The organism is Pseudomonas sp. NY8896 (assembly GCF_039634505.1).
In genome coordinates this window covers 4,781,308-4,807,494 of sequence record NZ_CP132350.1, presented here as the reverse complement: position 1 = coordinate 4,807,494, position 26,187 = coordinate 4,781,308, and the positions used below count along the sequence as shown (strand labels likewise).

23 protein-coding genes are annotated in these 26,187 nt (G+C 62.4%); 12 read left to right on the top strand and 11 right to left on the bottom strand.

Annotated features, from left to right (window positions below):
- Positions 1-181: 181 nt before the first annotated feature.
- Entirely contained in the window at positions 182-1,195 is a 1,014-nt protein-coding gene (gene intI1, locus Q9451_RS21580) for a class 1 integron integrase IntI1 (protein ID WP_000845048.1), read from the bottom strand.
- Positions 1,196-1,355: 160 nt separating this feature from the next.
- On the opposite strand from intI1, the gene aac(6')-Ib reads away from it, so the two are divergent.
- From aac(6')-Ib to Q9451_RS21555, 5 genes are all read left to right on the top strand, one after another.
- Complete coding sequence (gene aac(6')-Ib, locus Q9451_RS21575) at positions 1,356-1,910, top strand: AAC(6')-Ib family aminoglycoside 6'-N-acetyltransferase (protein ID WP_012695458.1); 555 nt, start codon at positions 1,356-1,358, stop codon at positions 1,908-1,910.
- A 90-nt stretch (positions 1,911-2,000) separates the two neighbouring features.
- Positions 2,001-2,801, top strand: coding sequence for a subclass B1 metallo-beta-lactamase VIM-2 (locus Q9451_RS21570; protein WP_003108247.1), 801 nt, complete (start codon positions 2,001-2,003; stop codon positions 2,799-2,801).
- Positions 2,802-2,888: 87 nt separating this feature from the next.
- Positions 2,889-3,680: an ANT(3'')-Ia family aminoglycoside nucleotidyltransferase AadA2 gene (locus Q9451_RS21565; RefSeq protein WP_001261740.1), complete on the top strand. Its 792-nt coding sequence runs from the start codon at positions 2,889-2,891 to the stop codon at positions 3,678-3,680.
- Between the two features lie 34 nt (positions 3,681-3,714).
- Positions 3,715-4,515, top strand: a complete 801-nt coding sequence (locus tag Q9451_RS21560; RefSeq protein ID WP_000846390.1) for an oxacillin-hydrolyzing class D beta-lactamase OXA-10 — start codon at positions 3,715-3,717, stop codon at positions 4,513-4,515.
- Between the two features lie 31 nt (positions 4,516-4,546).
- Positions 4,547-5,101: an aminoglycoside N-acetyltransferase AAC(6')-Ib3 gene (locus tag Q9451_RS21555; RefSeq protein ID WP_032488579.1), complete on the top strand. Its 555-nt coding sequence runs from the start codon at positions 4,547-4,549 to the stop codon at positions 5,099-5,101.
- A 162-nt stretch (positions 5,102-5,263) separates the two neighbouring features.
- Here Q9451_RS21555 and Q9451_RS21550 read toward each other — a convergent pair whose 3' ends face one another.
- The 6 genes from Q9451_RS21550 to Q9451_RS21525 all read right to left on the bottom strand — a co-directional run bounded on the left by Q9451_RS21550 (position 5,264) and on the right by Q9451_RS21525 (position 11,841).
- On the bottom strand, positions 5,264-5,887 hold the full coding sequence (locus tag Q9451_RS21550; RefSeq protein ID WP_003155741.1) for a recombinase family protein: 624 nt from the start codon (positions 5,885-5,887) through the stop codon (positions 5,264-5,266).
- Between the two features lie 61 nt (positions 5,888-5,948).
- Positions 5,949-7,166 (bottom strand): TniQ family protein, encoded by a 1,218-nt coding sequence (locus tag Q9451_RS21545; protein ID WP_054471483.1) that lies wholly within the window; start codon positions 7,164-7,166, stop codon positions 5,949-5,951.
- A complete protein-coding gene (locus tag Q9451_RS21540; protein WP_003465065.1) occupies positions 7,163-8,071 on the bottom strand; it encodes a TniB family NTP-binding protein in 909 nt (302 codons plus the stop codon). The genes Q9451_RS21545 and Q9451_RS21540 overlap by 4 nt, the downstream gene beginning before the upstream one ends.
- A gap of 2 nt (positions 8,072-8,073) precedes the next feature.
- Positions 8,074-9,753 carry a DDE-type integrase/transposase/recombinase gene (locus Q9451_RS21535; RefSeq protein ID WP_003465068.1) on the bottom strand — a complete coding sequence of 560 codons (1,680 nt, stop codon included), beginning with the start codon at positions 9,751-9,753 and terminating at the stop codon, positions 8,074-8,076.
- Between the two features lie 111 nt (positions 9,754-9,864).
- Positions 9,865-10,635, bottom strand: coding sequence for an AraC family transcriptional regulator (locus Q9451_RS21530; protein WP_345960727.1), 771 nt, complete (start codon positions 10,633-10,635; stop codon positions 9,865-9,867).
- Between the two features lie 195 nt (positions 10,636-10,830).
- On the bottom strand, positions 10,831-11,841 hold the full coding sequence (locus tag Q9451_RS21525) for a phosphotransferase (RefSeq protein ID WP_012271455.1): 1,011 nt from the start codon (positions 11,839-11,841) through the stop codon (positions 10,831-10,833).
- A 229-nt stretch (positions 11,842-12,070) separates the two neighbouring features.
- Between Q9451_RS21525 and fabG the strand changes: the two genes are divergently transcribed.
- The 3 genes from fabG to Q9451_RS21510 are packed head-to-tail and all read left to right on the top strand — an operon-like array spanning position 12,071 to position 15,758.
- Entirely contained in the window at positions 12,071-12,844 is a 774-nt protein-coding gene (gene fabG, locus Q9451_RS21520) for a 3-oxoacyl-ACP reductase FabG (protein WP_012271456.1), read from the top strand.
- A gap of 41 nt (positions 12,845-12,885) precedes the next feature.
- Positions 12,886-14,436, top strand: coding sequence for an APC family permease (locus tag Q9451_RS21515; protein WP_012271457.1), 1,551 nt, complete (start codon positions 12,886-12,888; stop codon positions 14,434-14,436).
- A gap of 11 nt (positions 14,437-14,447) precedes the next feature.
- Positions 14,448-15,758, top strand: a complete 1,311-nt coding sequence (locus tag Q9451_RS21510) for an aspartate aminotransferase family protein (RefSeq protein ID WP_012271458.1) — start codon at positions 14,448-14,450, stop codon at positions 15,756-15,758.
- Positions 15,759-15,827: 69 nt separating this feature from the next.
- Here Q9451_RS21510 and Q9451_RS21505 read toward each other — a convergent pair whose 3' ends face one another.
- Positions 15,828-17,753 (bottom strand): AMP-binding protein, encoded by a 1,926-nt coding sequence (locus Q9451_RS21505; protein ID WP_012271459.1) that lies wholly within the window; start codon positions 17,751-17,753, stop codon positions 15,828-15,830.
- Positions 17,754-18,047: 294 nt separating this feature from the next.
- Between Q9451_RS21505 and sfnG the strand changes: the two genes are divergently transcribed.
- Together sfnG and Q9451_RS21495 are read left to right on the top strand one after the other, a co-directional pair.
- The gene (gene sfnG, locus Q9451_RS21500) at positions 18,048-19,142 is read left to right on the top strand and encodes a dimethylsulfone monooxygenase SfnG (RefSeq protein ID WP_012271460.1); all 1,095 of its coding nucleotides are present in this window, start codon (positions 18,048-18,050) and stop codon (positions 19,140-19,142) included.
- Between the two features lie 93 nt (positions 19,143-19,235).
- Positions 19,236-19,817, top strand: coding sequence for a hypothetical protein (locus Q9451_RS21495; protein ID WP_041166440.1), 582 nt, complete (start codon positions 19,236-19,238; stop codon positions 19,815-19,817).
- A 57-nt stretch (positions 19,818-19,874) separates the two neighbouring features.
- On the opposite strand, the gene Q9451_RS21490 is transcribed toward Q9451_RS21495, so the two are convergent.
- Together Q9451_RS21490 and Q9451_RS21485 are read right to left on the bottom strand one after the other, a co-directional pair.
- Positions 19,875-21,182: an NtaA/DmoA family FMN-dependent monooxygenase gene (locus Q9451_RS21490; protein WP_012271462.1), complete on the bottom strand. Its 1,308-nt coding sequence runs from the start codon at positions 21,180-21,182 to the stop codon at positions 19,875-19,877.
- A 57-nt stretch (positions 21,183-21,239) separates the two neighbouring features.
- Positions 21,240-23,324 (bottom strand): TonB-dependent receptor, encoded by a 2,085-nt coding sequence (locus Q9451_RS21485; RefSeq protein ID WP_012271463.1) that lies wholly within the window; start codon positions 23,322-23,324, stop codon positions 21,240-21,242.
- 220 nt (positions 23,325-23,544) lie between these two features.
- Here Q9451_RS21485 and Q9451_RS21480 point away from each other — a divergent pair, with 220 nt between their 5' ends.
- Positions 23,545-24,363, top strand: a complete 819-nt coding sequence (locus tag Q9451_RS21480) for an IclR family transcriptional regulator (protein WP_041166441.1) — start codon at positions 23,545-23,547, stop codon at positions 24,361-24,363.
- 9 nt (positions 24,364-24,372) lie between these two features.
- On the opposite strand, the gene Q9451_RS21475 is transcribed toward Q9451_RS21480, so the two are convergent.
- A complete protein-coding gene (locus Q9451_RS21475; protein WP_012271465.1) occupies positions 24,373-25,176 on the bottom strand; it encodes an ABC transporter ATP-binding protein in 804 nt (267 codons plus the stop codon).
- A gap of 110 nt (positions 25,177-25,286) precedes the next feature.
- Between Q9451_RS21475 and fepB the strand changes: the two genes are divergently transcribed.
- Positions 25,287-26,186, top strand: coding sequence for a Fe2+-enterobactin ABC transporter substrate-binding protein (gene fepB / locus Q9451_RS21470; RefSeq protein WP_012271466.1), 900 nt, complete (start codon positions 25,287-25,289; stop codon positions 26,184-26,186).
- Position 26,187: the final 1 nt, after the last annotated feature.

Below are 26,187 nucleotides of genomic sequence, written 5' to 3'. Positions count from 1 at the left end.
GCACTGAACGTCAGAAGCCGACTGCACTATAGCAGCGGAGGGGTTGGATCCATCAGGCAACGACGGGCTGCTGCCGGCCATCAGCGGACGCAGGGAGGACTTTCCGCAACCGGCCGTTCGATGCGGCACCGATGGCCTTCGCGCAGGGGTAGTGAATCCGCCAGGATTGACTTGCGCTGCCCTACCTCTCACTAGTGAGGGGCGGCAGCGCATCAAGCGGTGAGCGCACTCCGGCACCGCCAACTTTCAGCACATGCGTGTAAATCATCGTCGTAGAGACGTCGGAATGGCCGAGCAGATCCTGCACGGTTCGAATGTCGTAACCGCTGCGGAGCAAGGCCGTCGCGAACGAGTGGCGGAGGGTGTGCGGTGTGGCGGGCTTCGTGATGCCTGCTTGTTCTACGGCACGTTTGAAGGCGCGCTGAAAGGTCTGGTCATACATGTGATGGCGACGCACGACACCGCTCCGTGGATCGGTCGAATGCGTGTGCTGCGCAAAAACCCAGAACCACGGCCAGGAATGCCCGGCGCGCGGATACTTCCGCTCAAGGGCGTCGGGAAGCGCAACGCCGCTGCGGCCCTCGGCCTGGTCCTTCAGCCACCATGCCCGTGCACGCGACAGCTGCTCGCGCAGGCTGGGTGCCAAGCTCTCGGGTAACATCAAGGCCCGATCCTTGGAGCCCTTGCCCTCCCGCACGATGATCGTGCCGTGATCGAAATCCAGATCCTTGACCCGCAGTTGCAAACCCTCACTGATCCGCATGCCCGTTCCATACAGAAGCTGGGCGAACAAACGATGCTCGCCTTCCAGAAAACCGAGGATGCGAACCACTTCATCCGGGGTCAGCACCACCGGCAAGCGCCGCGACGGCCGAGGTCTTCCGATCTCCTGAAGCCAGGGCAGATCCGTGCACAGCACCTTGCCGTAGAAGAACAGCAAGGCCGCCAATGCCTGACGATGCGTGGAGACCGAAACCTTGCGCTCGTTCGCCAGCCAGGACAGAAATGCCTCGACTTCGCTGCTGCCCAAGGTTGCCGGGTGACGCACACCGTGGAAACGGATGAAGGCACGAACCCAGTGGACATAAGCCTGTTCGGTTCGTAAACTGTAATGCAAGTAGCGTATGCGCTCACGCAACTGGTCCAGAACCTTGACCGAACGCAGCGGTGGTAACGGCGCAGTGGCGGTTTTCATGGCTTGTTATGACTGTTTTTTTGTACAGTCTATGCCTCGGGCATCCAAGCAGCAAGCGCGTTACGCCGTGGGTCGATGTTTGATGTTATGGAGCAGCAACGATGTTACGCAGCAGGGCAGTCGCCCTAAAACAAAGTTAGGCATCACAAAGTACAGCATCGTGACCAACAGCACCGATTCCGTCACACTGCGCCTCATGACTGAGCATGACCTTGCGATGCTCTATGAGTGGCTAAATCGATCTCATATCGTCGAGTGGTGGGGCGGAGAAGAAGCACGCCCGACACTTGCTGACGTACAGGAACAGTACTTGCCAAGCGTTTTAGCGCAAGAGTCCGTCACTCCATACATTGCAATGCTGAATGGAGAGCCGATTGGGTATGCCCAGTCGTACGTTGCTCTTGGAAGCGGGGACGGATGGTGGGAAGAAGAAACCGATCCAGGAGTACGCGGAATAGACCAGTCACTGGCGAATGCATCACAACTGGGCAAAGGCTTGGGAACCAAGCTGGTTCGAGCTCTGGTTGAGTTGCTGTTCAATGATCCCGAGGTCACCAAGATCCAAACGGACCCGTCGCCGAGCAACTTGCGAGCGATCCGATGCTACGAGAAAGCGGGGTTTGAGAGGCAAGGTACCGTAACCACCCCAGATGGTCCAGCCGTGTACATGGTTCAAACACGCCAGGCATTCGAGCGAACACGCAGTGATGCCTAACCCTTCCATCGAGGGGGACGTCCAAGGGCTGGCGCCCTTGGCCGCCCCTCATGTCAAACGTTATGCCGCACTCACCCCCATGGAGTTTTGATGTTCAAACTTTTGAGTAAGTTATTGGTCTATTTGACCGCGTCTATCATGGCTATTGCGAGTCCGCTCGCTTTTTCCGTAGATTCTAGCGGTGAGTATCCGACAGTCAGCGAAATTCCGGTCGGGGAGGTCCGGCTTTACCAGATTGCCGATGGTGTTTGGTCGCATATCGCAACGCAGTCGTTTGATGGCGCAGTCTACCCGTCCAATGGTCTCATTGTCCGTGATGGTGATGAGTTGCTTTTGATTGATACAGCGTGGGGTGCGAAAAACACAGCGGCACTTCTCGCGGAGATTGAGAAGCAAATTGGACTTCCTGTAACGCGTGCAGTCTCCACGCACTTTCATGACGACCGCGTCGGCGGCGTTGATGTCCTTCGGGCGGCTGGGGTGGCAACGTACGCATCACCGTCGACACGCCGGCTAGCCGAGGTAGAGGGGAACGAGATTCCCACGCACTCTCTAGAAGGACTCTCATCGAGCGGGGACGCAGTGCGCTTCGGTCCAGTAGAACTCTTCTATCCTGGTGCTGCGCATTCGACCGACAACTTAGTTGTGTACGTCCCGTCTGCGAGTGTGCTCTATGGTGGTTGTGCGATTTATGAGTTGTCACGCACGTCTGCGGGGAACGTGGCCGATGCCGATCTGGCTGAATGGCCCACCTCCATTGAGCGGATTCAACAACACTACCCGGAAGCACAGTTCGTCATTCCGGGGCACGGCCTGCCGGGCGGTCTAGACTTGCTCAAGCACACAACGAATGTTGTAAAAGCGCACACAAATCGCTCAGTCGTTGAGTAGCAGGCAGATGCGGCATAACATGAAGTTGCAGCCGACCATCACTCCGCTGCGCTCCGTTCTGGCGGCTGAACTTCGGCGTTAGACATCATGAGGGTAGCGGTGACCATCGAAATTTCGAACCAACTATCAGAGGTGCTAAGCGTCATTGAGCGCCATCTGGAATCAACGTTGCTGGCCGTGCATTTGTACGGCTCCGCAGTGGATGGCGGCCTGAAGCCATACAGCGATATTGATTTGTTGGTTACTGTGGCCGTAAAGCTTGATGAAACGACGCGGCGAGCATTGCTCAATGACCTTATGGAGGCTTCGGCTTTCCCTGGCGAGAGCGAGACGCTCCGCGCTATAGAAGTCACCCTTGTCGTGCATGACGACATCATCCCGTGGCGTTATCCGGCTAAGCGCGAGCTGCAATTTGGAGAATGGCAGCGCAATGACATTCTTGCGGGTATCTTCGAGCCAGCCATGATCGACATTGATCTAGCTATCCTGCTTACAAAAGCAAGAGAACATAGCGTTGCCTTGGTAGGTCCGGCAGCGGAGGAATTCTTTGACCCGGTTCCTGAACAGGATCTATTCGAGGCGCTGAGGGAAACCTTGAAGCTATGGAACTCGCAGCCCGACTGGGCCGGCGATGAGCGAAATGTAGTGCTTACGTTGTCCCGCATTTGGTACAGCGCAATAACCGGCAAAATCGCGCCGAAGGATGTCGCTGCCGACTGGGCAATAAAACGCCTACCTGCCCAGTATCAGCCCGTCTTACTTGAAGCTAAGCAAGCTTATCTGGGACAAAAAGAAGATCACTTGGCCTCACGCGCAGATCACTTGGAAGAATTTATTCGCTTTGTGAAAGGCGAGATCATCAAGTCAGTTGGTAAATGATGTCTAAAACAAAGTTAGCCACCAAGAAGGTGCCATGAAAACATTTGCCGCATATGTAATTATCGCGTGTCTTTCGAGTACGGCATTAGCTGGTTCAATTACAGAAAATACGTCTTGGAACAAAGAGTTCTCTGCCGAAGCCGTCAATGGTGTCTTCGTGCTTTGTAAAAGTAGCAGTAAATCCTGCGCTACCAATGACTTAGCTCGTGCATCAAAGGAATATCTTCCAGCATCAACATTTAAGATCCCCAACGCAATTATCGGCCTAGAAACTGGTGTCATAAAGAATGAGCATCAGGTTTTCAAATGGGACGGAAAGCCAAGAGCCATGAAGCAATGGGAAAGAGACTTGACCTTAAGAGGGGCAATACAAGTTTCAGCTGTTCCCGTATTTCAACAAATCGCCAGAGAAGTTGGCGAAGTAAGAATGCAGAAATACCTTAAAAAATTTTCCTATGGCAACCAGAATATCAGTGGTGGCATTGACAAATTCTGGTTGGAAGGCCAGCTTAGAATTTCCGCAGTTAATCAAGTGGAGTTTCTAGAGTCTCTATATTTAAATAAATTGTCAGCATCTAAAGAAAACCAGCTAATAGTAAAAGAGGCTTTGGTAACGGAGGCGGCACCTGAATATCTAGTGCATTCAAAAACTGGTTTTTCTGGTGTGGGAACTGAGTCAAATCCTGGTGTCGCATGGTGGGTTGGGTGGGTTGAGAAGGAGACAGAGGTTTACTTTTTCGCCTTTAACATGGATATAGACAACGAAAGTAAGTTGCCGCTAAGAAAATCCATTCCCACCAAAATCATGGAAAGTGAGGGCATCATTGGTGGCTAAAACAAAGTTAGGCATCACAAAGTACAGCATCGTGACCAACAGCAACGATTCCGTCACACTGCGCCTCATGACTGAGCATGACCTTGCGATGCTCTATGAGTGGCTAAATCGATCTCATATCGTCGAGTGGTGGGGCGGAGAAGAAGCACGCCCGACACTTGCTGACGTACAGGAACAGTACTTGCCAAGCGTTTTAGCGCAAGAGTCCGTCACTCCATACATTGCAATGCTGAATGGAGAGCCGATTGGGTATGCCCAGTCGTACGTTGCTCTTGGAAGCGGGGACGGATGGTGGGAAGAAGAAACCGATCCAGGAGTACGCGGAATAGACCAGTTACTGGCGAATGCATCACAACTGGGCAAAGGCTTGGGAACCAAGCTGGTTCGAGCTCTGGTTGAGTTGCTGTTCAATGATCCCGAGGTCACCAAGATCCAAACGGACCCGTCGCCGAGCAACTTGCGAGCGATCCGATGCTACGAGAAAGCGGGGTTTGAGAGGCAAGGTACCGTAACCACCCCAGATGGTCCAGCCGTGTACATGGTTCAAACACGCCAGGCATTCGAGCGAACACGCAGTGATGCCTAACCCTTCCATCGAGGGGGACGTCCAAGGGCTGGCGCCCTTGGCCGCCCCTCATGTCAAACGTTGAACGACAGCTTTCCCAAAAGCTCTACGGCTGCTCTGGGTCGACACCGGTAATCGGATCGTTGCCGCACTGAACAGCGCCCCGTTCCAGGTCGCCTCCATTTATGCGGCTGAACCGAGGGAGAGCAGCTTTACGCCGTCTGGCCGCAGTTCGCCCTTGGGCGACACGTGCCGGTAGAGCGTCTGCCGGGTAATCCCGAGTTCTTCGCAGAGATCGCCCACCTTGGTTTCCGGTTGCCCCATGCTGGCCATCGCCAGGCGTAGCTTGGCGGCGGTCATCTTGAAGGGGCGCCCCCCTTTCCTGCCGCGAGCGCGCGCCGAGATAAGTCCAGCGACTGTTCGCTCGGAAATCAACTCACGCTCGAACTCGGCCAGCGCGGCAAAAATACCGAACACAAGCTTGCCGGCGGCAGTCGTCGTGTCGACCGCCGCACCGTGACCGGTCAGGACCTTCAGGCCCACGCTACGCGCAGTTAGGTCGTGCACGGTGTTGATCAGGTGGCGCAGATCACGGCCAAGCCGATCGAGCTTCCACACGATCAGCGTGTCCCCTTCACGAAGCGCCTTCAGGCAAGCAGCCAACCCTGGGCGATCATCGCGCCTGCCCGAGGCCAGATCCTCGTAAAGGTGCGCAAGGCTCACACCAGCGGCGATGAGCGCATCGCGTTGCAAATTGGTGGACTGGGATCCGTCCGCCTTCGATACCCGCATGTAGCCGATCAGCACCTTTTCACCCGTCACGTATACGTTCGATTATGTGACAGTGTGAGCCAGAAAGTTCTCGCCGTCAAAAACTGTCACTTAACCCGTCATTTAGTCTAAGACCTGCAAACGGCCATTCAGGCTCGTAATGTGACAAAAACTCCGGCGGGATGCCCTCCTTGGTGAACGTGGCGCGCAAACGTTCCAGGGATTCGGGGTCGCGTCGCCCGTAGGACGCCAGTGTGAACAGCAAGCGGGCCGTCTCCGGGTTGTGTCGCGCTTCAATGATGGCCTCATCGATGGCCTGGGCTGCTCGTTGCCAGTGGTTGATGGGTTCCGGCTTCGGCACCTTCGCCGGCAGGCCGTTGGTGAAACCAGTGTGCGGCTCCGTCTGAAACAGCGCGGCCTGTTCCCCGCGCGGGATCAGCGCCTTTGACTCGATCAGCGTGATGGCGGTGGCCGCCGCCTCCAGCATCTGCCACTGCACCGCCGGGGCCAGAATCTCGTAGGGACGCCACAGACTCTGCCCGGCGCGCAGCGGATGGCCGCAGCGCTCCCAGACATGGCGGATGCTCGCCGAGCAACTGCCGCAGTGCGAGAGCGGCGTGTTCAGCTCATCAAGCAGGGTGCGCAGCAGCCGGAACCACAAGCCGGCGTGGACACGCCGACGCGGCAGCTCCACAAAACCCGTCGTCAGCGCCTGCCAGGTGCGCCGGTCCATGCAGGCGATTGCGTCATCGGCAGGGCGCGGCGCAGCATCGGCGATTTCCCACTGAAGATACCGGCCGTGCATGCCCCAGTAGGACTCCAGCCAGCAGCCATGCTGCGGGCAGCTCAGCATCAAGGGGAGCTGCCAGACGAGTAGCACAGCTTGATTCGTTGGATCGTTCAGACACTGCGGACACGCCCGGCGAATCGTCTGGCTCGGTAGCCAGGCACGCCAGCGAGTGATGGACCGCACCTTGCGGGTGCGCTTGGGCAGGAGCACCGCGCATTGGAATGTATAGGTTTCCAAGGCTGCTGGTACCGAATCGTCGAGACTGTCGAGCAGCCACGGCACCCAGCCTGCAAGACTCATGCTGCGCAACCGCTCCAGCTCGACGCCACTGCGCTGGCAGAGCGCCGTCAGCAACGACAAGGATGGTGCGGTATCCAGGTCATCAAGTTGGCTGTGACCAAGATCGTGGGCCAGCAGCTCGTGCACGTCCATCTGGTAGCAGGCGGCGACCCGGTTGAGCCATGAGGACAGGGCTTCGCCTTCCTTGGGTGCCGGATGCAGCGGCCAGCGCGGCGCGGACTTCACATCAGTTCCCGCTCGAACTGTCGCCGCCGCTCACTGGGGCCGATGTAGTCGGCCATGCTGAGCGTGCGGTGGTTGATCGCTTCCTCGCCACTCTCCACGGCGGCGACGGCCGCCGCCACCAGCAGATGTGCAAGCTCGCCGATGGTGCCTTCGCTCCGGGTGAGCAGGTAGCGGGCCATGTCCAGCGTGGCAATCGGGGATGGCCGCCGTAGCGGGAGTGACGCCGCGAAGCTGGCCAGCAGCGAGCAGCAGTCCTCATTGGCCTCCCACGGCGGCAGCAGCATCGGCTCGAAGCGGTTTTCCAACTGATCGTCCGAACGGATGGCCAGGTACGCCTCGCGCGTGCCGACCCCGACCAGGGGGATACGCAGCTCGTTGCCGAGGAAGCGCAGCAGGTTGAGGAACTCGCGCCGGTTAACGCTGTTGCCAGCCAGTACATTGTGCAGTTCGTCGATCACCAGCATGCGCACGCCGACCTTGCGCAGCAGGGCCAGCGCCAGTTGCTCCATTTCCGGCAGCCGTGGGCGCGGGCGCAGCGGCGCGCCCATCGCAGCCAGCAGCGCGACATAGAAGCGGATCACCGATGGCTCTGACGGCATCTGCACGACCAGCACCGGGATATGTTCTTGGTCAGCGTCGGTGCCGACCGGGTGCGCCCGCCGGAATTTCTCGACGATCATCGACTTGCCGTTGTTGGTGGGGCCGACCAGCAGCAGGTTTGGCATGCGTTGCTTGTTCGGCCACGCATACAGAGTTTCCAGCCGGTTCAGCGCCTCGACCGCGCGCGGGTAGCCGATCCAGCGGTCGGCGCGAATGCGCTGGATGCGCTCGTCTGCCGGCAGCCTGGCCAAACCCTGTGCCGCTGGCAGCAGGTGGGACAGGTCAATGACGGGATATTCGTCCACGGCTACCACTCCTCGATCTGATCGAACGGTTTGGCCGGCGGCAGGTTGTCTGCCTGCGGGTCAGCCATGTCCACATCCGGCGGTATGGGCTTGGCCGGTGGCTCCGACGTCTTGAGGTGCTGGCGGCGATCAGCGTCGCGCCGCGCCTTGCGCGTGGCCTTCTGGGCGGTGGTCACGATCTCGCGCATCTGCCCGATCATGCGGAACAGCGCCGACTCGTCCACCTGCTCGCGCCCGAGCTGACGCAATTTGGCCAGCGCCTGGCGTTGTTCCCAGAGGGTGACGGCCGGATGGGACAAGGTGCGGTAGTGGATCTCCAGATAGTGCTGACCTTCCGGTTCCAGTACCCAGATGCGGCTGATGTCGCGCGGATCGCGCCGGATCAGGAAGGCGGGCAAGCGCTCGCGCCGGGCAATCCACGGCTTGAGGGCGTCGGCGTAGTAGTGGATGTGGTCGATGACAAAGCCGGTGCGGGTCAGGGTGCGGCGGATCACCGGCAGGAAATCGACCAAAAACGCGGTGGGGCGGGTAACGACGGCCGGGACGCCAACGCGCTCCACGGCCTCGGCCCAGCGCGCGGCCGGCGGCTGGAGCAGGCCGTTGTGCACGGAGCCGTGATAGGTGCCTACCGCCAACGCGAGCCAGCGCTCCAGCTCGCGCAGCGTCAGGGTGGCCATCTTCTCGGAATCGTACTCGCCGCGCTGGCCGGGATTGGAGAAGGTCGTCCCCGGTAATTCGTCGTGGATCATCTGCATCGCCGTGCCGATGATCCGTTCCACGATGCCGCCGTAGTGCGGCTGGCCTGGTGGGCGATAGTCCAGCCGGATGCCATGCTGTTCGCAGCCACGGCGCAGCGCTTCGCTTTTGAACTCGGCCGCGTTGTCCAGATAGAGCAGCCTGGGCTTGCCGCTCATCGGCCAGTCCATTTCCACATTCAGCCCTTCCAGCCAGGGCCGCTTGTCGCAGGCGGCATGCGCGAGGCATAGGCCGACCGAGACGGCGGACGGCGCTTCCAGCGTGACCACCATGCCGAGTACGCAGCGCGTGAACACGTCGATGGCGAGGGTCAAATATGGGCGGCCAATCGGTTGCCGGTCGCGCTCGTCGACCACGATCAGGTCGATGACGGTGTGGTCGATCTGCACCTGTTCCAGCGGCATGGTGACTTCGGGCGGAATGCCACCCGCGCCTTGCAAGGGACGGGCAGCGTCCTGCCCGCCCCGGCTGCGGGCTATTTTCGCCGGGTGTAGTCCGGCAATCCGCTGGGCCACGGTGTTGCGCGCCGGCACCGGCAGCTTCTGGGTTTTGCACGCCTGCGCGACTTCGCGGTGGAACGCCGCCAGGCTGCGTTTCTGCTTGGTCAGGAAGCGCTTTTGCAGCAGCTCGCGGATGATGCGCTCGACCGGTTCCGGCAAGCGCCCCTTGCCTTTGCCGCCGCCGGATCGGCCGGGCGTCAGGTCTGTTACCAGGCCAGTACCCTGCCGGGCGCGACGGATCAGGACATATACCTGTCGCCGGGACAGGCCCAGCGCTTGGGCTGCCTCATCGGCGGCTTCATGCCCGACCACCTCAAGCGCTGCCAGTGGCCCGATGATTTCCGTCCGGTGCCGGGCTTGCGCCCATGCCTCGTCGGGCAGGGTGGCCACGCCTTGCGCGGCAATCGGTGGAGTGTCTGATGTCATGCCCAAACCTCGCTTTGGTGCACACGAGTATTGAGCATAGTCGAGATTGGTGCAGACGACTCCTGATATTGGGCTGTCAGGAGCCGTATGCACACCAGGCGTTACATCCAGTCAGATGGTGCGGTCGTCTTCTGAAAACGACATGAGCGTGCCGGCCTGGCCGCGGAGCAGGTGCATGCTTTCGATGACGATGGCCAGCAAGCGTGGGTCGCGGCCGGGCATTGGCCGGTCGAGCACGCTGCGGCGAAACACCAGCGCATTACGCTGCTGACCAAACAGCACCGGGGCGTCGAACACTTTGCAGTGCTCATGCCAGGCCTCGGGTTGCGGGTGCTCGAACAACACCTTTTCGGGTGCCCAGTTTTGCCCCAGCGCATGGCGCATCAGGTTGAAGAACATGCCCAGCGACAGTTCGGCGTCCTGCCGCTTGCGCAGGATGGCGCCGTATTGCACCTGGTAGTCCAGGCGGTAGAACTCGCCCATTTCCTCCAGCCGCAACAGGCTGCTCTGCTGGTGCACCGGGAAGGTGTTGACCACGTTGCGCAGGGCATCGCCCAAGGTGGCAGAGCACATGCCCACGTAGCCGAGCAGCCCGAGCGCGTCGGGCTTGAACTGCTGGCCGAAGCGCAGGCCGAAGTTGTCATTGCCGGTTTGCCGAGCCGCCTCCTCGAATACCTGGCAGTACTGGTTCAGGTCCAGGGTGAGGGTAGGGTGCTCCAGGCGCTCGCTGTCGATGCCGGCGCGCCCCAGGATGCGTTCGGCATCGCCACCTTGCTGGCCGATGAAGCCGACCAGGCCGGTCGCCGCCGAGGCCAGAATGCCTATCGAGTTGCCAGGCGGGGCACTCGCTGGTTGGCGCGAGCCTGTATGGATAACGTGCACGAAGCTTCCTCCTCGGTCGTTTACCGGCTGTTGCTGGGTAAATGAAGGAGCAATTTTCATTCCACGCCGGGCCAACGGCCGTACGCCAGCCTGTCGACCGCTCAAGGGCAACTCATTGCGGCGCTGCCGGGGGCCCTCATGGCGCAGGCTGCGCACCAGCACGGTGCGTAGCCTTTGGTTACAAAACTGTTTCGATCATGCCCGTGCGAGTGCGCCCACCGGCCGCTCCTGCAAGTAACGCTGGCACAGGCCCACGGTCTGCTCGACCCATTGCGGGCCCAGGCACTCCACTTGTGGCGTGCCGCGGTGGGTGCCGGTCCAGGCCAGCAGTTGCAGACGCCGCTGCATGATCAGCGTCGGCAGCATGGCGATGTCGCTGGCATCCAGGCTGGCCACGCTGCTGTAACCCGCCAGCCAGTTGTCGATCCACTGCGGCAGGTCGGGGTGGTGTTCGAAGAAGCTCAGGGCCGCTGCCAGGTCGTGCAGGTACCAGCCCATGCCGCAGTCGTCGAAGTCGATGATGCGGGTGCGATCACCTTGCACCAGCAGGTTGGTCAGGCGTAGGTCAGCGTGGATAAGGCCAAAGCGTGATGGGTCTTCGCCATAGCCGGCCAGGTGCGCGCCGATCACCTGTACCGCTTCGCTGATCAAGGCGCTGCCCCGGGCATCCAGGTAGGGCGCTTCGCGCCAGCTGCCCCAGTGGCCGTGCTCACCCAGCATGCTTTGGTGGTTCCAGGTCAGCCGTTGAAAATTGTCGGGGCGTTGCCAACTGCGGGCGTGGCGATGCAGGTGGGCATTGATGGCGCCAAGCCGGCGGAACGAAGCATTCAACTGTTGCTGGTCGGGCTCGCCGCCCTCTATCCAATGAAACAGCACCACGTAACGATGGCCAAGGCCGGGCAGCTCGACCCTTTGAATCGCTTCGCCGTCCACCCCGGCGATGGGCACTGGTACCTCCAGGCCGGCCTGCTCCAGCGCGGCCAGCCAGGCCAGTTCACTGGCGATGTCGGCGTGTTGGTGATAGCCGGCGCGGTGCACACGCATCACATACCGTTGCCGCAAGCCCCGTACCCGATACGTGGCGTTCTCGGAGTGCACCAGCAACTCGATCTGGCCCTGGTAGGTATCGGCATAGCCAGCCAGCGCGTGCTGGGCGAAACGTTCAAGCACGGCAGGGCTGGTGTGAGATGGGTGATCGTTGGTCATCAGGCACGCTCCGTTGGCAGGGGTCTGGCTGCCAGCATGAGTCGAGCCCCGCGCCACTGGCTTGACCGCAAACCGCGAAATCTTGACCACACGCCACAAGCCGCCTGGGCCGCTTCGAGAATTTGATCCTGCAGCCCTCAACTTGTGCCCTGCGGTCAAGTCGCCACCTGCCGGCCGGCCCACCATCGGCCCCCATCACTGGCGTAAACAGCGCATCGAGGGCTAGAGCATGCTGACTTCACTACAAGGCAAAAGCGTATTGGTCACCGGCGGTACCAGCGGTATCGGCCTGGGCATCGCCGTCGGCTTCGCCCGCCAGGGCGCCAAGGTGGCGATCAGTGGCCGGCACCGGGACAAGGTTGAGGCTGTCGCCAGCCGCTTGCGTGATCAAGGCCTGGCCGTCATCGGCCTGGTGGCCGATGTGGGTGACCGCGCGCAGGTGCTGCGGATGATCGAAGAGGTGGCGCAGGCCCAGGGCGGGCTCGATGTACTGTGCGCCAATGCCGGGGTCTTCCCCTCTGCCGCACTGGCCGAGATGAGCGATACCGACTGGGACAAGGTGCTCGGCACCAATGCCAAAGGCACCTTCCTCTGCGTGCAGGCGGCGCTGCCGTATTTGCGCAGGGCCGAGTACGGCCGGGTGATCCTGACCTCGTCCATCACCGGGCCAGTCACCGGCTTTCCAGGCTGGGCGCACTACGGCGCGAGCAAGGCAGCGCAGCTGGGTTTCATGCGTACCGCAGCGATCGAGCTGGCCCGCGATGGCATCACCATCAATGCCCTGCTGCCAGGCAACATCGTTACCGAAGGCTTGCAGGGCATGGGCGAGGACTACCAGGCCAGCATGGCCGCGTCCATTCCGCTCAAGCGCCTCGGCCAGGTCGAGGACATTGCCAATGCCGCGTTGTTCTTTGCTTCCAGAGAGGCCGGCTACATCACTGGGCAAAGCCTGATCATCGATGGTGGGCAGATCCTGCCCGAGTCCCTGCAAGCACTGGCCTGACCCTTTTCCACCAAAACCATAAAAGCACGGAGTGGATCCTGATGAGCGAGACCTACAGCGGTGAACTGGAGCGCCGGCTTGACAGCCAGGCACAGCCCCATGAGGTGCAGCGCCTGCGCAAGAATGCAGTGGGCTTGATGGGTGTGCTGTTCATGACGGTTGCCACTGCGGCGCCGATCACCGCCATGCTTGGCAACGTGCCGATCGCCATCGGCAGCGGCAATGGTCAGTACGCGCCGGCGGGCTACCTGGTGGCCACGATCATCCTGGCGCTGTTCGCCATTGGCTATGCACAGATGGCCAAGTACATCACCGCCACAGGGGCGTTCTACGGCTTCATTTCCCATGGCTTGGGCCGGGTGGTGGGCATGGCCTCGGGGCTTGCCGTAACGCTGACCTACATCGTTTTCGAAGCGGCGTTGGTGGGCATTTTCGCCTTCTTCTGTGAAGACCTGCTGGCCAGTGTCGTCGGCCTGCATGTGCCATGGATCGTGTTTGCCCTGGCCATGCTATTGGCCAACGGCGTGCTCAGCTACTTCGACATCTCCCTCACTGCCAAGGTGCTGGGGCTGTGCCTGGTGCTGGAGATCCTGATGCTGGGGCTGATGGCCTTTGCCGTGCTGTTCCACGGCGGTGGGCCGCAGGGCATGGCGGTGGAGTCGATCAACCCGCTCAACGCCTTCCGGCCAGCCGAGGGGGTGATAGGTGCGAACGCTGGCATCGGCCTGTTCTTCGCCTTCTGGTCCTGGGTGGGTTTCGAGTCCTCGGCCATGTACGGCGAGGAATCGCGCAACCCGAAAAAGATCATCCCCTTGGCGACGCTGCTCGCGGTGATCGGCATCGGCGTGTTCTATGTGTTCGTCTCGTGGATGGCCATCGCCGGTTCCGGCCCTGCCGAAGCCATTCGCCTGGCGCAGGACCCGGCCAGTGCCGCCGAGGTGTTCTACGGGCCGACCCGCCTGTACCTGGGCGAGTGGGCCGTGAGCCTGTTCAAGCTGTTGGTGGTGACCGGCTCGTTTGCCTGCGGCATGGCCTTCCATAACTGTGCCGCGCGCTACCTCTATGCCCTGGGCCGGGAGAACCTGTTCGTGTTCCTAGGCCGCACCGTTGGCCGTACTCATGCCCGCCATGGCTCGCCGCATGTAGCCTCGACCGTGCAAAGCGTGATCGCCACGTTGATCGTGCTGGCGTTCCTGTTCACCGGTAAAGACCCGTATGCCGACTTGTATGCCTTGCTGGCAATCCTCGGCACCATGGGCATTCTGATCGTCCAGGCGCTGTGCGCCTTCGCCGTGATCTGCTACTTCCATGTCGGCACCCAACGCCGTGCCCAGGCCCATTGGTTCAAGACCTTCCTCGCGCCCCTGCTGGGCGGCATCGGCATGCTGTACGTGGTTTACCTGCTGTTCGCCAACCTCAGCTTCGCCGCTGGCAGCGCGGCCGAATCGCTGTTGTTCCGGCTGATCCCGTGGATCGTCGCCGCCAGCTTCGCGTTGGGTGGCTCGATCGCCTTGTACTTCCGTTACTTCGACCGCCGCAAGTACCACATCATCGGCAGCATCGTCATGGACGACGCCCGCCAGGACACCTGAGGAGACCGACCATGTTGAAAGTAAATGCCTTCCAGCCCGAGCAGGCTGCTGCCCTGGATGCCGCCGAGCGCCGCCTGATCGAGCGCCGCCAACGCCTGCTGGGGCCGGCCTACCAGCTGTTCTACGACAACCCGCTGCACCTGGTGCGCGGCGCGGGTACGTGGCTGTACGACACGGCAGGGCGGGCCTACCTCGACCTGTACAACAACGTCGCCTCGGTGGGCCATAGCCACCCTCGTGTGGTCGAAGCCCTGGCCGGGCAGGCGGCTGCGCTCAATACCCATACCCGCTACCTGCATGAAGGCGTACTCGATTATGCCGAGAAGCTGCTGGCGACCATGCCGGCGCAGTTGGGCAACGTGATGTTCACCTGCACCGGCAGTGAGGCCAATGACCTGGCCCTGCGCATTGCCCGGGACTACACCGGGGGCACAGGCGTGATCGTTACCCGCTATGCCTACCACGGTATGACGGCGGCCATCGCCGAGCTGTCGCCGTCGGTGGGCGACTACGTGCCGCTGGGCCGTGATATCCGCGTGGTCGACGCCCCGTTGCACCTGCCGCACGCCCCGCACCAGGTTGGCCAGCAGTTCGCCGCCCAGGTGCGTGCTGCGCTGGCCGACATGCAGCGTCATGGCATCCGCCCGGCTGCGTTGTTGGTCGACACGTTGTTCACCAGCGATGGCGTGTTCGCCGACCCTGCCGGCTTTCTTGTCGAAGCGGTGGAGGCGGTGCGCGCTGCGGGTGGCCTGTTCATCGCCGACGAGGTGCAGCCAGGTTTTGGCCGCACCGGCACGCACATGTGGGGCTTCCAGCGCCATGGCCTGGTGCCCGACCTGGTGACCATGGGCAAACCGATGGGCAATGGTCACCCGCTGGCAGGTTTGACGGTGCGCCCTGAAATCCTGGAGCGCTTCGGCCGCAACGCCAGTTACTTCAACACGTTTGGCGGCAACCCGGTGTCTGCGGCCGTGGGCCTGGCAGTGCTGCAAGTGATCGAGGACGAAGGCCTGCAGGAGAATGCCCGGCAGGTGGGGGGCCAACTGAAGGAGGGCCTGGAGGGCCTTGCACGCGAGCATGCCTGCCTTGGCCAGGTACGTGGCGCGGGGTTGTTCATTGGGGCGGATGTGGTAGCGCCGTCGGGGGCTGCCGATGGCGCCACGGCCCGGCGTATCGTCAACCTGCTACGGGAAGAAGGCATGCTGATCGGCGTTTCGGGGGCCGACAACAATGCCCTGAAGATCCGCCCGCAGTTGTGCTTCTCGGCGCAGAACGTCGAGCAGTTCCTCAGCGCCTTGCAGCGTGTGCTGCACCAGCTGTGACGGTGTGACCCCGGTTGTACGCGCGCCCCGCCAAGGTTTGCCTTGGCGGGGTTTGTTTTTTCAGCCTGGTCAGTGCCCGGTGGCAGTCTTGCGTCCCTGGGCGGCGTCATAGCAACCTGCCTGTTCGAACACCGCGCGCACTTCATCCAGCACGGCCGGGTCTTCGATGGTCGCAGGCATGGCCACTTCGGGGTTGGCGGCCAGGCTGCGCAGGGTCTTGCGCAGAATCTTGCCAGAGCGGGTCTTGGGCAGGCGCTTGAGGATGAACACCCGCCGTAGCGAAGCGACAGCGCCGACCGCATCGCGCACCCTGGCGACCAGTTCGCGTTCCAGCAGCGCCGGGTCGGGCTGCTGGCCGTGCTTGAGCACCACGAACCCCACCGGCACCTCGCCCTTGAGCTCCTCGGCCAGTGCCACCACCGCGCACTCGGCAACGGCCGGGTGCTCGCCCAGGGCTTCTTCCAGGCTACCGCTGGACAGCCGGTGCCCGGCCACGTTGATCACATCGTCCACCCGGCCCATGACGAACAGGTAGCCGTCTTCGTCCAGGTAGCCGCCGTCGCCGCTGCAATAGTAGCCGGGGAAGCTGCTCAGGTAGCTGTCGGCAAAGCGCTGCGGGTCGCCCCACAGGGTGGTCAGGGTGCCGGGCGGCAATGGCAGGCGCAGGGCGATGTTGCCCGGCTGGTTGCAGGGGACAGGCTGGCCTTCGTCGTCCAGAATGTCCAGCCGGTAGCCCGGCATCGGTACGCTGGCCGAGCCGGTCTTCATCGGCAAGTCATCCAGCCCGCGCGGGTTGCCGGCAATCGCCCAGCCGGTCTCGGTCTGCCACCAGTGGTCGACAACCGGGCAGGGCAGAAACCCCTGCAGCCATTGGCTGGTTGGCGGGTCCAGGCGCTCGCCGGCCACGTACACGGCCTTCAGGCAGGACAAGTCGCGACCGGCGGCCAGCTGTACCTGCGGGTCTTCGCGCTTGATGGCGCGGAAGGCAGTGGGGGCAGTGAAGAACACATTCACCTGGTGTTCGGCGATCACCCGCCAGAACGCCCCGGCGTCGGGCGTGCGCACCGGCTTGCCCTCGTACAGCAAGGTGGTGCAGCCACGGATCAGCGGGGCATAGACGATGTACGAATGGCCCACGACCCAGCCGATGTCCGAGGCGGCCCAGAACACCTCGCCGGGGTGTGCGTCGTACAGGGCCTGCATGCTGAAGTTGAGCGCCACGGCATGCCCGCCGTGGTCACGCACTACTCCTTTGGGTTTACCCGTGGTGCCCGAGGTATAGAGGATGTACAGCGGGTCAGTGGCATTCACTGGCACCGCAGGTACGGCTTCGGCTTGGGCCTGCAGTTGTTGCCAGTCGTGCTCGCGGGGGCCGTGCAACGGGGCCAGGGCCTGTTCGCGTTGCTCGATCACCAGGTGCGGGCTATGCCCGTTGGCCAGTTGCAGGGCCTGGTCGAGCAGCGGCTTGTAGGGCACCACCCGGTCGTACTCGATGCCGCAGCTGGCGCTGAGCAGCACCTTGGGCTGGGCATCGCGGATTCGCACCGCCAGCTCGGCGGCGGAGAAACCGCCAAACACCACCGAATGCACGGCACCCAACCGCGCACAGGCCAGCATGCCGACGAGCGCCTGGGGGATCATCGGCATGTAGATGATCACTCGGTCACCACGCCCCACCCCAAGGGCGCGCAGCATACCGGCGCACCGGGCCACGCGCGCTTGCAGCTGCTGGTAGCTGATGCGCTCCTGCACGCCTGTGGCGGGTGAGTCGTAAAGGATGGCGCAGCGCTCGCCTGCGCCATCCGCGACGTGGCGGTCCACGGCCAAGTGGCAGGTGTTCAGTTGGCCATCGGCGAACCAGCGGCCGCTGCCATCAGCCTGGGCAGTGAAGATCTGTTGCGGAAAGCGATGCCAGTCCAGTGCGGCGGCCTGTTCGCGCCAGAAACCTTCGGGGTCGTCGGCAGCGTGGGCATAGGCCTGCAGGTAGCTAGTCATGGGGTTCTCCTGGTTGCTGTTATTGTTTTGCCGGCCTTGCGGCCTGCTGTAATCCTCCCAGTCAGCGCGGAGAGTCGCTTGACCATCGGGCACAATTACTTGACCGCCGAGCGCTTGGCTGGCGCCTTCTGGCGTGCTGTTGCAGGGGCAACAGTGGTTTTACAGTCTGCTGTCTGCCATGCACTCGGACAGCAGGCGAACTTCGTGCAACTTGTTGATATTTTTGGGTTTGTCGATTGGCACGGTTGCTGCTCCTGTCTCCTCGAACCCCAAGGACTCTCAAGGAGCCTCCCCATGAGCCACGCCCCAATCAAGTTCGCCTACTGGGTCCCCAACGTCAGCGGTGGCCTGGTGGTCAGCACCATCGAGCAGCGCACCAGCTGGGACATCGACTACAACCGCAAGCTTGCGCAAATTGCTGAAAAGGCCGGCTTCGACTACGCCCTGTCGCAAATCCGTTTCACAGCCGGTTACGGCGCCGACAACCAGCATGAGTCGGTCACCATCAGCCACGCGCTGCTGGCTGCCACAGAAAAACTCAAGGTTATCGCCGCCATCCTTCCAGGCCCCTGGAACCCGGCGCTGGCGGCCAAGCAGCTGGCCAGCATCGACCACTTCACCCATGGCCGTATCGCCATCAACGTGGTCTCGGGCTGGTTCAAGGGCGAGTTCCATGCCATCGGTGAGCCTTGGCTGGACCACGACGAGCGCTATCGCCGTTCCGAAGAGTTCATCCGCGCGCTGAAGGGCATCTGGACCCAGGACAACTTCACCTTCAACGGCGACTTCTATCGCTTTCGCAACTACAACCTCAAACCCAAGCCGCTGCAGCAGCCACACCCGGAGATTTTCCAGGGTGGTAGCTCGCGTGCTGCGCGGGACATGGCGGCGCGCGTGTCGGACTGGTACTTCACCAACGGCAACAGCGTCGAGGGGATCAAGGCCCAGGTCGACGATATCCGCGCCAAGGCGGCGGCCAACGGCCACTCGGTAAAGATCGGGGTCAATGCCTTCATCATCGCCCGCGACACCGAGGAACAGGCGCGCGCAGTGCTGCAGGAAATCATCGACAAGGCCAACCCCGAAGCGGTGCGGGCGTTCGGTCAGGAAGTGAAGCATGCGGGGTCGGCCAGCCCGGAGGGCGAGGGTAACTGGGCCAAGTCCAGCTTCGAGGACCTGGTGCAGTACAACGATGGTTTCAAGACCAACCTGATCGGCACGCCTCGGCAGATTGCCGAGCGAATCGTTGCTCTGAAGGCGGTGGGCGTCGACCTGATCCTTTCCGGGTTCCTGCATTTTCAGGAAGAAGTGGCGTATTTCGGTGAGCACGTGCTGCCATTGGTGCGCGAGCTGGAAGCCACGCACGGCGCGGAAAAAGCGGTGGCCTGAAGCCGGGGCAGGGCGGCCTTGGCACCCTGCCAGTATTGTCGGATTGTCGTGCAGGGGTTAGGTTTGCCGGCTCACTTCAAGGAAGACAACCCCATGAAACGGACCTTACCGCTGCTGTTCGCCTGCGCGATTTTCCCCCTGCAAGCCTGGTCGGCGCTTGAAGTCGGCCAGTTCACCCTGGGCATGCCCAAGCCCCAGGTCCTCGCCATTCTGCAGCAGCAGTTCGGTGAGGTAGAGCAATTCACCGGCTATCACTATCAGGTGCCTACCGAGTTTTTTCAGGGGGCCGGCCCGAAGGGAAATTACAACCTCGGCGGTATACCCGTCTCGAAAGTGAAGGCGTCCTTCAACGAGGCCGACCAGCTTCGCCAGGTGCAGGTGCAGTTGGACACCACCGACGAGGCGCGGGTCCAGCAGTTGCTGCCGATGACCAAGGACGCCAAGCGGGTGCCGCGTTCCGGTGGCCGGCTAGAAGCGTTTTCCGCAGACGGTGAGTTGGTTTACTGGGTGTCCAAAGACTGGGGCTGGACAGTGGTGACCATCGCCGACAAGGCCAGCTCGGCGAACAACATCAAGGCGCGGGCCAAGAGCGATGAGACCTTTGCCCAGCTCAATCGCAAGTTCGACAAGCTGATTGAAACGGCCAAGGCGGTGGAGGGGAAGGGCACGCCTTGAACTTTTGTGGGCATTGCTTTGTGTCGCGATGGGCTGCGTAGCAGCCCTCGTTGACCGTCAATACCGCTGCAGGTGCTCGGCGAACGTAGCCCCCTGATAGCGCTCACGGAACAACCCACGCTCCACCAGTCGCGGCACCACCTCATCCAGAAAGCTGTACACCGAGCCAAACGAGCCTCCTGGCGCGGCGATAAAGCCATCCATTACCCCTGCCTCAGCCCAGTCGGCAATCTCGGCCACGGCATCATCGACCGTGCCGATCACCTGCCAGTGCGCCGCCGACAGCACTTCCGGGCGCATCAGCAGCTCTTCTGGCAATAGCGACTCGCGCTCGATCAGCCGCCGCAGCAGGCTTACATGGGTGCGGCTGGCACCGGGCAGCAACTGTAGCGGCGGCAGGTCGGTCGCTTGAATGCGCCGGTCGCTCGGCCAGTTGGTCAGGTCGATGCCGATCATCTTCTCGATAGCAGCAAACTTGCGCGGCTTGTCCACCTGGGCGTGGGTGTCCATGAACAGCTCGCGGGCCTGCTGACGGGTGGGCGCCAGGTACAGACTCAGGCCTGGCAGCAGGCGAATGTCATCGGCCTGGCGACCATGCTTTTGCGCACGGCGCGACAGATCGCGGCGCAGGTCGGCGGCGGCGGCCTGGTCGGGGGTAGGGGCAAACACGATGTCCGCGACACGGGCGGCAAAGTCGCGGCCGCTGTCGGATGCACCCGCCTGGATCAGTGGAATGCGCGCCCCCTGTTCGGGCAAGTTCAGTGGGCCCTGCACCTGCAGGAAGTCACCTTGGTGGTTGATCGGCAGGACCTGCGCCGGGTCGGCATACATCCCGTTCTCGCGGTCGATGCGCAGGGCCTGCTGCGGGAAGCTGCGCCATAGCCGCTGGACCACTTCGGTGAACTCGGCGGCGCGGGCGTAGCGTTGTTCTGCGCAGGGCATGGCCGCCAGGCCGAAGTTTTCGTGGCCCTGCAAGGCTGTGACGATGTTCCAGCCAACCCGGCCCTGGCTCAGCCAGTTCAGCGACTGTAGCTGACGCGCGACCAGGTAGGGCGGGAAGAAAGTGGTCGAGACCGTGGACACCAGGCCAATATGGTGGGTCTCGCGGGTAAGCGCGGCCAGTAGCACGGTGGGGTCGAGGCTGGTAAAGCCCGAGCCACTTGCCAGGGCATCGGCGACTACGCAACTGACATCAGGGCGGAACACGAAGTCCAGGTGCGCGGCTTCCGAGCGGCGCGCGATGTCCATGGCGAAATCGCTGCCGAACAGGGTTTCGACGCGGCTGTCGACGCGCCGCCAGCCCTCGCCGCTGAGCCAGGTGGGGGCGAGCGACATGCCGATGTGCAGGCCTTTTTTCAATTTCATCAGGGTCTCCGGTTGCTGGCTGTTGCGGGTTGGGGCCGCGAAGCGGCCCGGTTGACATCAGAAGGCGCCTTTGACACCCACTCCCACGGTACGCGGCTCGGTCATGCTCGCTTCGATACCGCCTATCCCCCGGTTGGTTTGCATATAGGTAGGGGTGCGTTCGTCGAACACGTTTTTCACGTAGGTGTACACCTGCACCTGGTCGCTGAAGCGGTAGCTCATGCGCGCGTCGGCCACGGTGTAGCCGTCGATGGCATAGCTTTTGGTGTTGGCAACGTCCGAGTAGTAACCGTCGATGTGCCGCACCTGGGCATTGAGGTTGACGCGGTCAGTGATGTCCCAGCTCGGGCCGAAGCTGACGGTGTAACCGGGCGAACGGGCAAATTCGTTGCCGGCATAGCGGTTGTTGGCGTCGATGTCGTCGATGCGGGTTTGCAGGGCACCCGCGCTGGCCTTGAGGGTCAGGTTATCCAGCACGCGGTAGTCCGCCGACAGCTCGAAGCCATAGGCATGGGCCTTCTCGGCGTTGATGGTGTAGGACTGGGTCAGGCCCGAGGCCAGCACCACCGGGATGTTGTACTGGGCATCTTGCATGTCCATGTAGAACAGGTTGGCGTTCAGGTGCAGGCGGTCGTCCAGCAGGCTGGCGCGGGCGAACAGCTCGTAGTTCCACATGCGCTCATCGTCGAACGCCTCGAAGCGCTTGCTGCTTAGGTTGAGCGACACACCACCCGGGTTGTAGCCGCGGCTGACCATGCCGCCGACGGTCCATTGCGGGGTCAGGGCGTAGGCCAAAGACACCTTGGGTAGGAGCGCGGTGAAGGTCTTGTCGTAGTCCAGCCCATTGGCGGCGAACGGCGAAGTGCCGCTGCGCTGGATCTGGTCCTGCTGCAGGCGCAGGGCAGTGGTGAGCGTCCAGCGGTCATTGAGGCGGTAGCTGACCTCACCGAATACGCCCAGGTTGCGCTTGGTGTCGTCGAAGTCCGAGATGCCGCCGTAATACAGGATTTCGTCCGAGTCGGTGCGCGCCAGGTACAGGCCAGCCATACCGCTGAGGGTGTCCTGTTGCTCGCCGAAGGTGATGCGGCTTTCGTTGGAGAAGTTTTTCTGGCGAATGTCGGCATCTCCGCCGTTCGCCACGCCAATCACCCGATGCACGTTGGACAGCGAATACTGGGTCTGGTTGAACAGCTTCATGCCGTTGTCCAGTTCGTAATCCACGTCGACGATGTGCGTGTTGCTCTGTTGGTGCCAGCTGGGCATGGTGGCGCCGGTGTGGTCCAGCTTGTGGAACGGCCGCGAGGCTGCTTCCTGGGTGGGGCGATTGGAGTCGCCGTGGGCGAAGGTGTACTTCAGACCCAGGCCGGGCACCGCATCAGGCAGCCACAGCAGCTTGCCACGCAGGTTCAGGGCGCGGAAATCCTGGTCGGTGTTGTGGCTGGCAAACGAGGGGTTGGTGTAGTCGATGAAGGTGTCGCGCGCTGCATAGTCCAGTGCCAGGCGCCCGGCCAGGTTGTCGCTGAGTGGGCCGGAGACTGCCAGCGAAGAGCGCCGTGAGTGGTAGCTGCCGATCTCGGCCTGGTAGGCCGCCTCCGGGGTGAACGTCGGGTCCTTGGTCTTGACCACGATGGCGCCGGCAATGGCGTTGGCACCCTGGCTGGTGGTCTGCGGGCCGCGGTACACCTCGATGCTGTCCACGTCCCACACCGATGGCGCGCCAAAGTACATCTCGTTGTAGTTCAGGTAGTGCCCGTCAAGGTTGATGGTGGCGCGCGGCACAGTACCGCCCCAGAACACGTTGGCGCCGTTGTTCGGGCCCTGGGTGTCCTGGCCGCGAATGATCGGCGCGCCCACCGTGTCGGTGTAGATCACATTGGGGACGTCATTGAGCACTTCGTGTACCGAGGCATTGCCGGTCTTGAGGCTGTCGATTTCGCTGGCGCTTTTCACCGACACCGACGAAGCGGTGTTGCGCAGGTCACGTTCGACCTTTTCGCCGCTGACCAGCACGGGGGTGAGCACCAGCTGCGAGCTGCCGGCAGTGGTGGGCTGGTCGGCCAGGGCGTGGGGGGCTGCGAGCAGGGTAGACAGGGTCAGCACACCGAATCCATGGCTGAACGAGCGTTGCGCAGGGTACTTCAAGACAACCTCCAAATGAGAACGATCCTCGTTTGCGCTGCAAGGTATCACGGTGCCATTGCGTTCCGCAATAAAGAATCTATTCCTCAGAGTGGTATGCTGATGCTTGGCCTAGCCGGCGTGCGCGCCAGGCCGGGGCCGCTGGCGGTATGATGGGCAGCCGCGCTTGCCGGCCACCCTAGTGATGCCTGGCGGAAAAACCAGAAATGAGGAGATAGCCCCGTTGAACACTTTGCAGTCCCCCGCCGACACGGAGCCGGAGAGCCCGGGCGAGAAGCGTTCCGGCACCATTCAGTCGGTGTCTATCGCTGCGCGGTTCCTGAATGTACTGGCCAATGCGGAGAATGAACTGAGCCTGGGTGAGGTGGCCCGGCGCACAGGCACCGGCGGTTCCACGGCGCACCGCTACCTGCAGAGCCTGGTCAAGGAGGGGCTGGCCAAGCAGGACCCGGCCAGTGCGCTGTATGACCTGGGCCCGGCCGCGCTCAGCATCGGTATCGGCGCCCTCAAGCGTGTGGATGCCGTGGAAATTGCCGCCCAGCACATGAAGGGGCTGGCCCAGCGGCATGCCGCCAGCGGCGGGGTGGCGATCTGGACCGACCGGGGCCCGACACTGGTGCGTTGGTACCGCAGCGCTTACTTCTCGATCAACCCCCTGGCTCTGGGCGATATCCTGCCGATCGACAACACGGCCTGCGGGCTGATTTTCCAGGCGTTCCTGCCCAAAGCTACCATCGAGGCGGCGCGCAAGCTGCAGCCGGCGCATTTTCGTGGCACCCCGCCCAGTGCCAAAGTGCTGGAGCAGATCCGCCAGCATTGCTGGGCCGAATTGACCAGCCACTTGCTGTCCAGCGTGACCGGGCAAGCGGCGCCGGTGTTCGATGCGCAGCAGGAGATTGTTTGTGTGATGACTACGGTGACCGACCTGGGGCAGTTGCGTACACCGGAGGATCGCCAGGCGTTGTTCCATGAGGCAGGGTTGGTCAACCAGGCGACCGGTGGGCGCATGCTGGGTGCGCCGGCGCCGGTGCTGCCGGCATGAGCGCAGGTCTTACTGTTCGTCGGGTTGAGGCTCGCGTCGCCCTCGTGGCACCAGCATAGGCGTCCCGCTCACCGGGTCGTCAATCACCAGCCCGGATAACCCAAAGACCTGCTGCACCAGCGCCTCGGTGAAGATCTGCGCCGGCGCCCCCTGGGCGACGATGGCGCCTTCACGCATGGCCACCAAGTGGCTGGCATAACGGCAGGCCTGGTTCAGGTCGTGTAGCACCGCCACGATGGTGCGCCCCTGTCGGTTCAGGTCGCGCAGCAACTCCAGCAATTCATACTGGTGGGCGATATCCAGGTAAGTGGTGGGCTCATCCAGCAGCAACAGTGGGGTGTCCTGCGCCAGCACCATGGCAATCCACACGCGCTGGCGCTGGCCGCCAGACAATGCCTGCACCGGGCGCTCGGCCAGCGCCTCGATGCCGGTCGCATGCATCGCGCGCTGTACCGCCTGTTCATCCTCGGGTGACCACTGTTGCCACAGACGCTGGTGCGGATAGCGGCCGCGCGCGACCAGTTCGGCTACGCGAATGCCGTCCGGTGCGCTGGCACTTTGCGGCAGCAGGGCCAGGCGCCGGGCCACGTCCTTGGCCGGGCGCTGCTGAATGTCCTGGCCATCGAGCAGCACCTGGCCGCAGCTGGGCACCAACAGCCGCGACAGTGCTGCCAGCAGGGTCGATTTACCGCAGGCGTTGGGGCCGATTATCACAGTGAAGGCACCGTCCTGGATGTCCAGCGACAGATCGTGCGACAGGGTTCTTTGGTCGCGGCGCAGGGTCAGCGCGCGGGCTTGCAGGCGAGGGCTCATGGCGGGTCCTTGGCAATCCGGTATTTTGCGGAACGTATTCTACATGATGGAATTATCTGTATGAGAAGTATTATCATGCGCAGCTGATTCCCTCTGAGCGAAGCCGAGCAATGAAGCGTTTTCGAGTTTGTGCAGCACTGGCCGCCGTCGCCCTGGCGCTGGCTGGGGTGATCCCGAGTGCAATAGCCGCGCCCGCGCGAATTGTCTCTACCACACCGAGCGTGACCGGCATCCTGCTGGCCATGCAGGCCCCCTTGGTGGCCAGCGCCGCCGCCACGCCTAGCCGCCTGACCGATGACAAGGGCTTCTTCTCGCAATGGGCAGCTGTGGCCGACCAGCGTGATGTGCAGGTGCTGTACCGTAACCTGCAGTTCGACATCGAGGCCGTGGTGGCCAGCGCCCCCGACTTGCTGGTGGTGTCTGCCACCGGTGCCGACAGCGCCGCGCCGCACCTGGCCGAGCTGAAAGCCCAGGGCGTGCCGACGCTGGTGGTCAACTACTCCAACCAGTCCTGGCAGGACCTGGCTACCGAGCTTGGAGAAAAGACCGAACTGCAACAGCAGGCCAAGGCGGTGATCCAGCGGTTCGACGACTACACCCGCGAAACGGCAGCCCGCCTGACCCCCTCGCCAAGGCCGGTCGTCCTGATCGGCTACAACATCGGTGGCAGTTATTCCATCGGCCGCACATTCAGCCCGCAGGCAAGGCTGCTGACCGCACTCGGCTTTCAAGTGCGTGAACTGCCCGAGGCGATGGCGGGGCAGGTGATTCGCGCCACCGAATTCCAGTTCATTTCCCGCGAAAACCTGGTCGCCGCCATCGGTGATGCAGATGTGTTCCTGCTCAGCGCCGACGACAAAGATGCCCAAGCCTTCCTCCACGACCCAGTGCTGGCCAACCTGCGCGCGGTGCAGCACAAGCGCGTGTACCCGTTGGGGCCCAGTTCGTTCCGCATCGACTACTATTCCGGGCGGCAGATGCTCGACACCGTCGCCGGCTACTTCCACTGAC

Excerpts from the sequence above, each read along its gene's own strand:
- intI1 (WP_000845048.1), bottom strand. The coding sequence starts at position 1,195 with ATGAAAACCGCCACTGCGCCGTTACCACCGCTGCGTTCGGTCAAGGTT.
- Q9451_RS21570 (WP_003108247.1), top strand. The coding sequence starts at position 2,001 with ATGTTCAAACTTTTGAGTAAGTTATTGGTCTATTTGACCGCGTCTATC.
- Q9451_RS21565 (WP_001261740.1), top strand. The coding sequence starts at position 2,889 with ATGAGGGTAGCGGTGACCATCGAAATTTCGAACCAACTATCAGAGGTG.
- Q9451_RS21560 (WP_000846390.1), top strand. The coding sequence starts at position 3,715 with ATGAAAACATTTGCCGCATATGTAATTATCGCGTGTCTTTCGAGTACG.
- Q9451_RS21535 (WP_003465068.1), bottom strand. The coding sequence starts at position 9,753 with ATGACATCAGACACTCCACCGATTGCCGCGCAAGGCGTGGCCACCCTG.
- Q9451_RS21525 (WP_012271455.1), bottom strand. The coding sequence starts at position 11,841 with ATGACCAACGATCACCCATCTCACACCAGCCCTGCCGTGCTTGAACGT.
- fabG (WP_012271456.1), top strand. The coding sequence starts at position 12,071 with ATGCTGACTTCACTACAAGGCAAAAGCGTATTGGTCACCGGCGGTACC.
- Q9451_RS21515 (WP_012271457.1), top strand. The coding sequence starts at position 12,886 with ATGAGCGAGACCTACAGCGGTGAACTGGAGCGCCGGCTTGACAGCCAG.
- Q9451_RS21510 (WP_012271458.1), top strand. The coding sequence starts at position 14,448 with ATGTTGAAAGTAAATGCCTTCCAGCCCGAGCAGGCTGCTGCCCTGGAT.
- Q9451_RS21505 (WP_012271459.1), bottom strand. The coding sequence starts at position 17,753 with ATGACTAGCTACCTGCAGGCCTATGCCCACGCTGCCGACGACCCCGAA.
- sfnG (WP_012271460.1), top strand. The coding sequence starts at position 18,048 with ATGAGCCACGCCCCAATCAAGTTCGCCTACTGGGTCCCCAACGTCAGC.
- Q9451_RS21495 (WP_041166440.1), top strand. The coding sequence starts at position 19,236 with ATGAAACGGACCTTACCGCTGCTGTTCGCCTGCGCGATTTTCCCCCTG.
- Q9451_RS21490 (WP_012271462.1), bottom strand. The coding sequence starts at position 21,182 with ATGAAATTGAAAAAAGGCCTGCACATCGGCATGTCGCTCGCCCCCACC.
- Q9451_RS21475 (WP_012271465.1), bottom strand. The coding sequence starts at position 25,176 with ATGAGCCCTCGCCTGCAAGCCCGCGCGCTGACCCTGCGCCGCGACCAA.
- fepB (WP_012271466.1), top strand. The coding sequence starts at position 25,287 with ATGAAGCGTTTTCGAGTTTGTGCAGCACTGGCCGCCGTCGCCCTGGCG.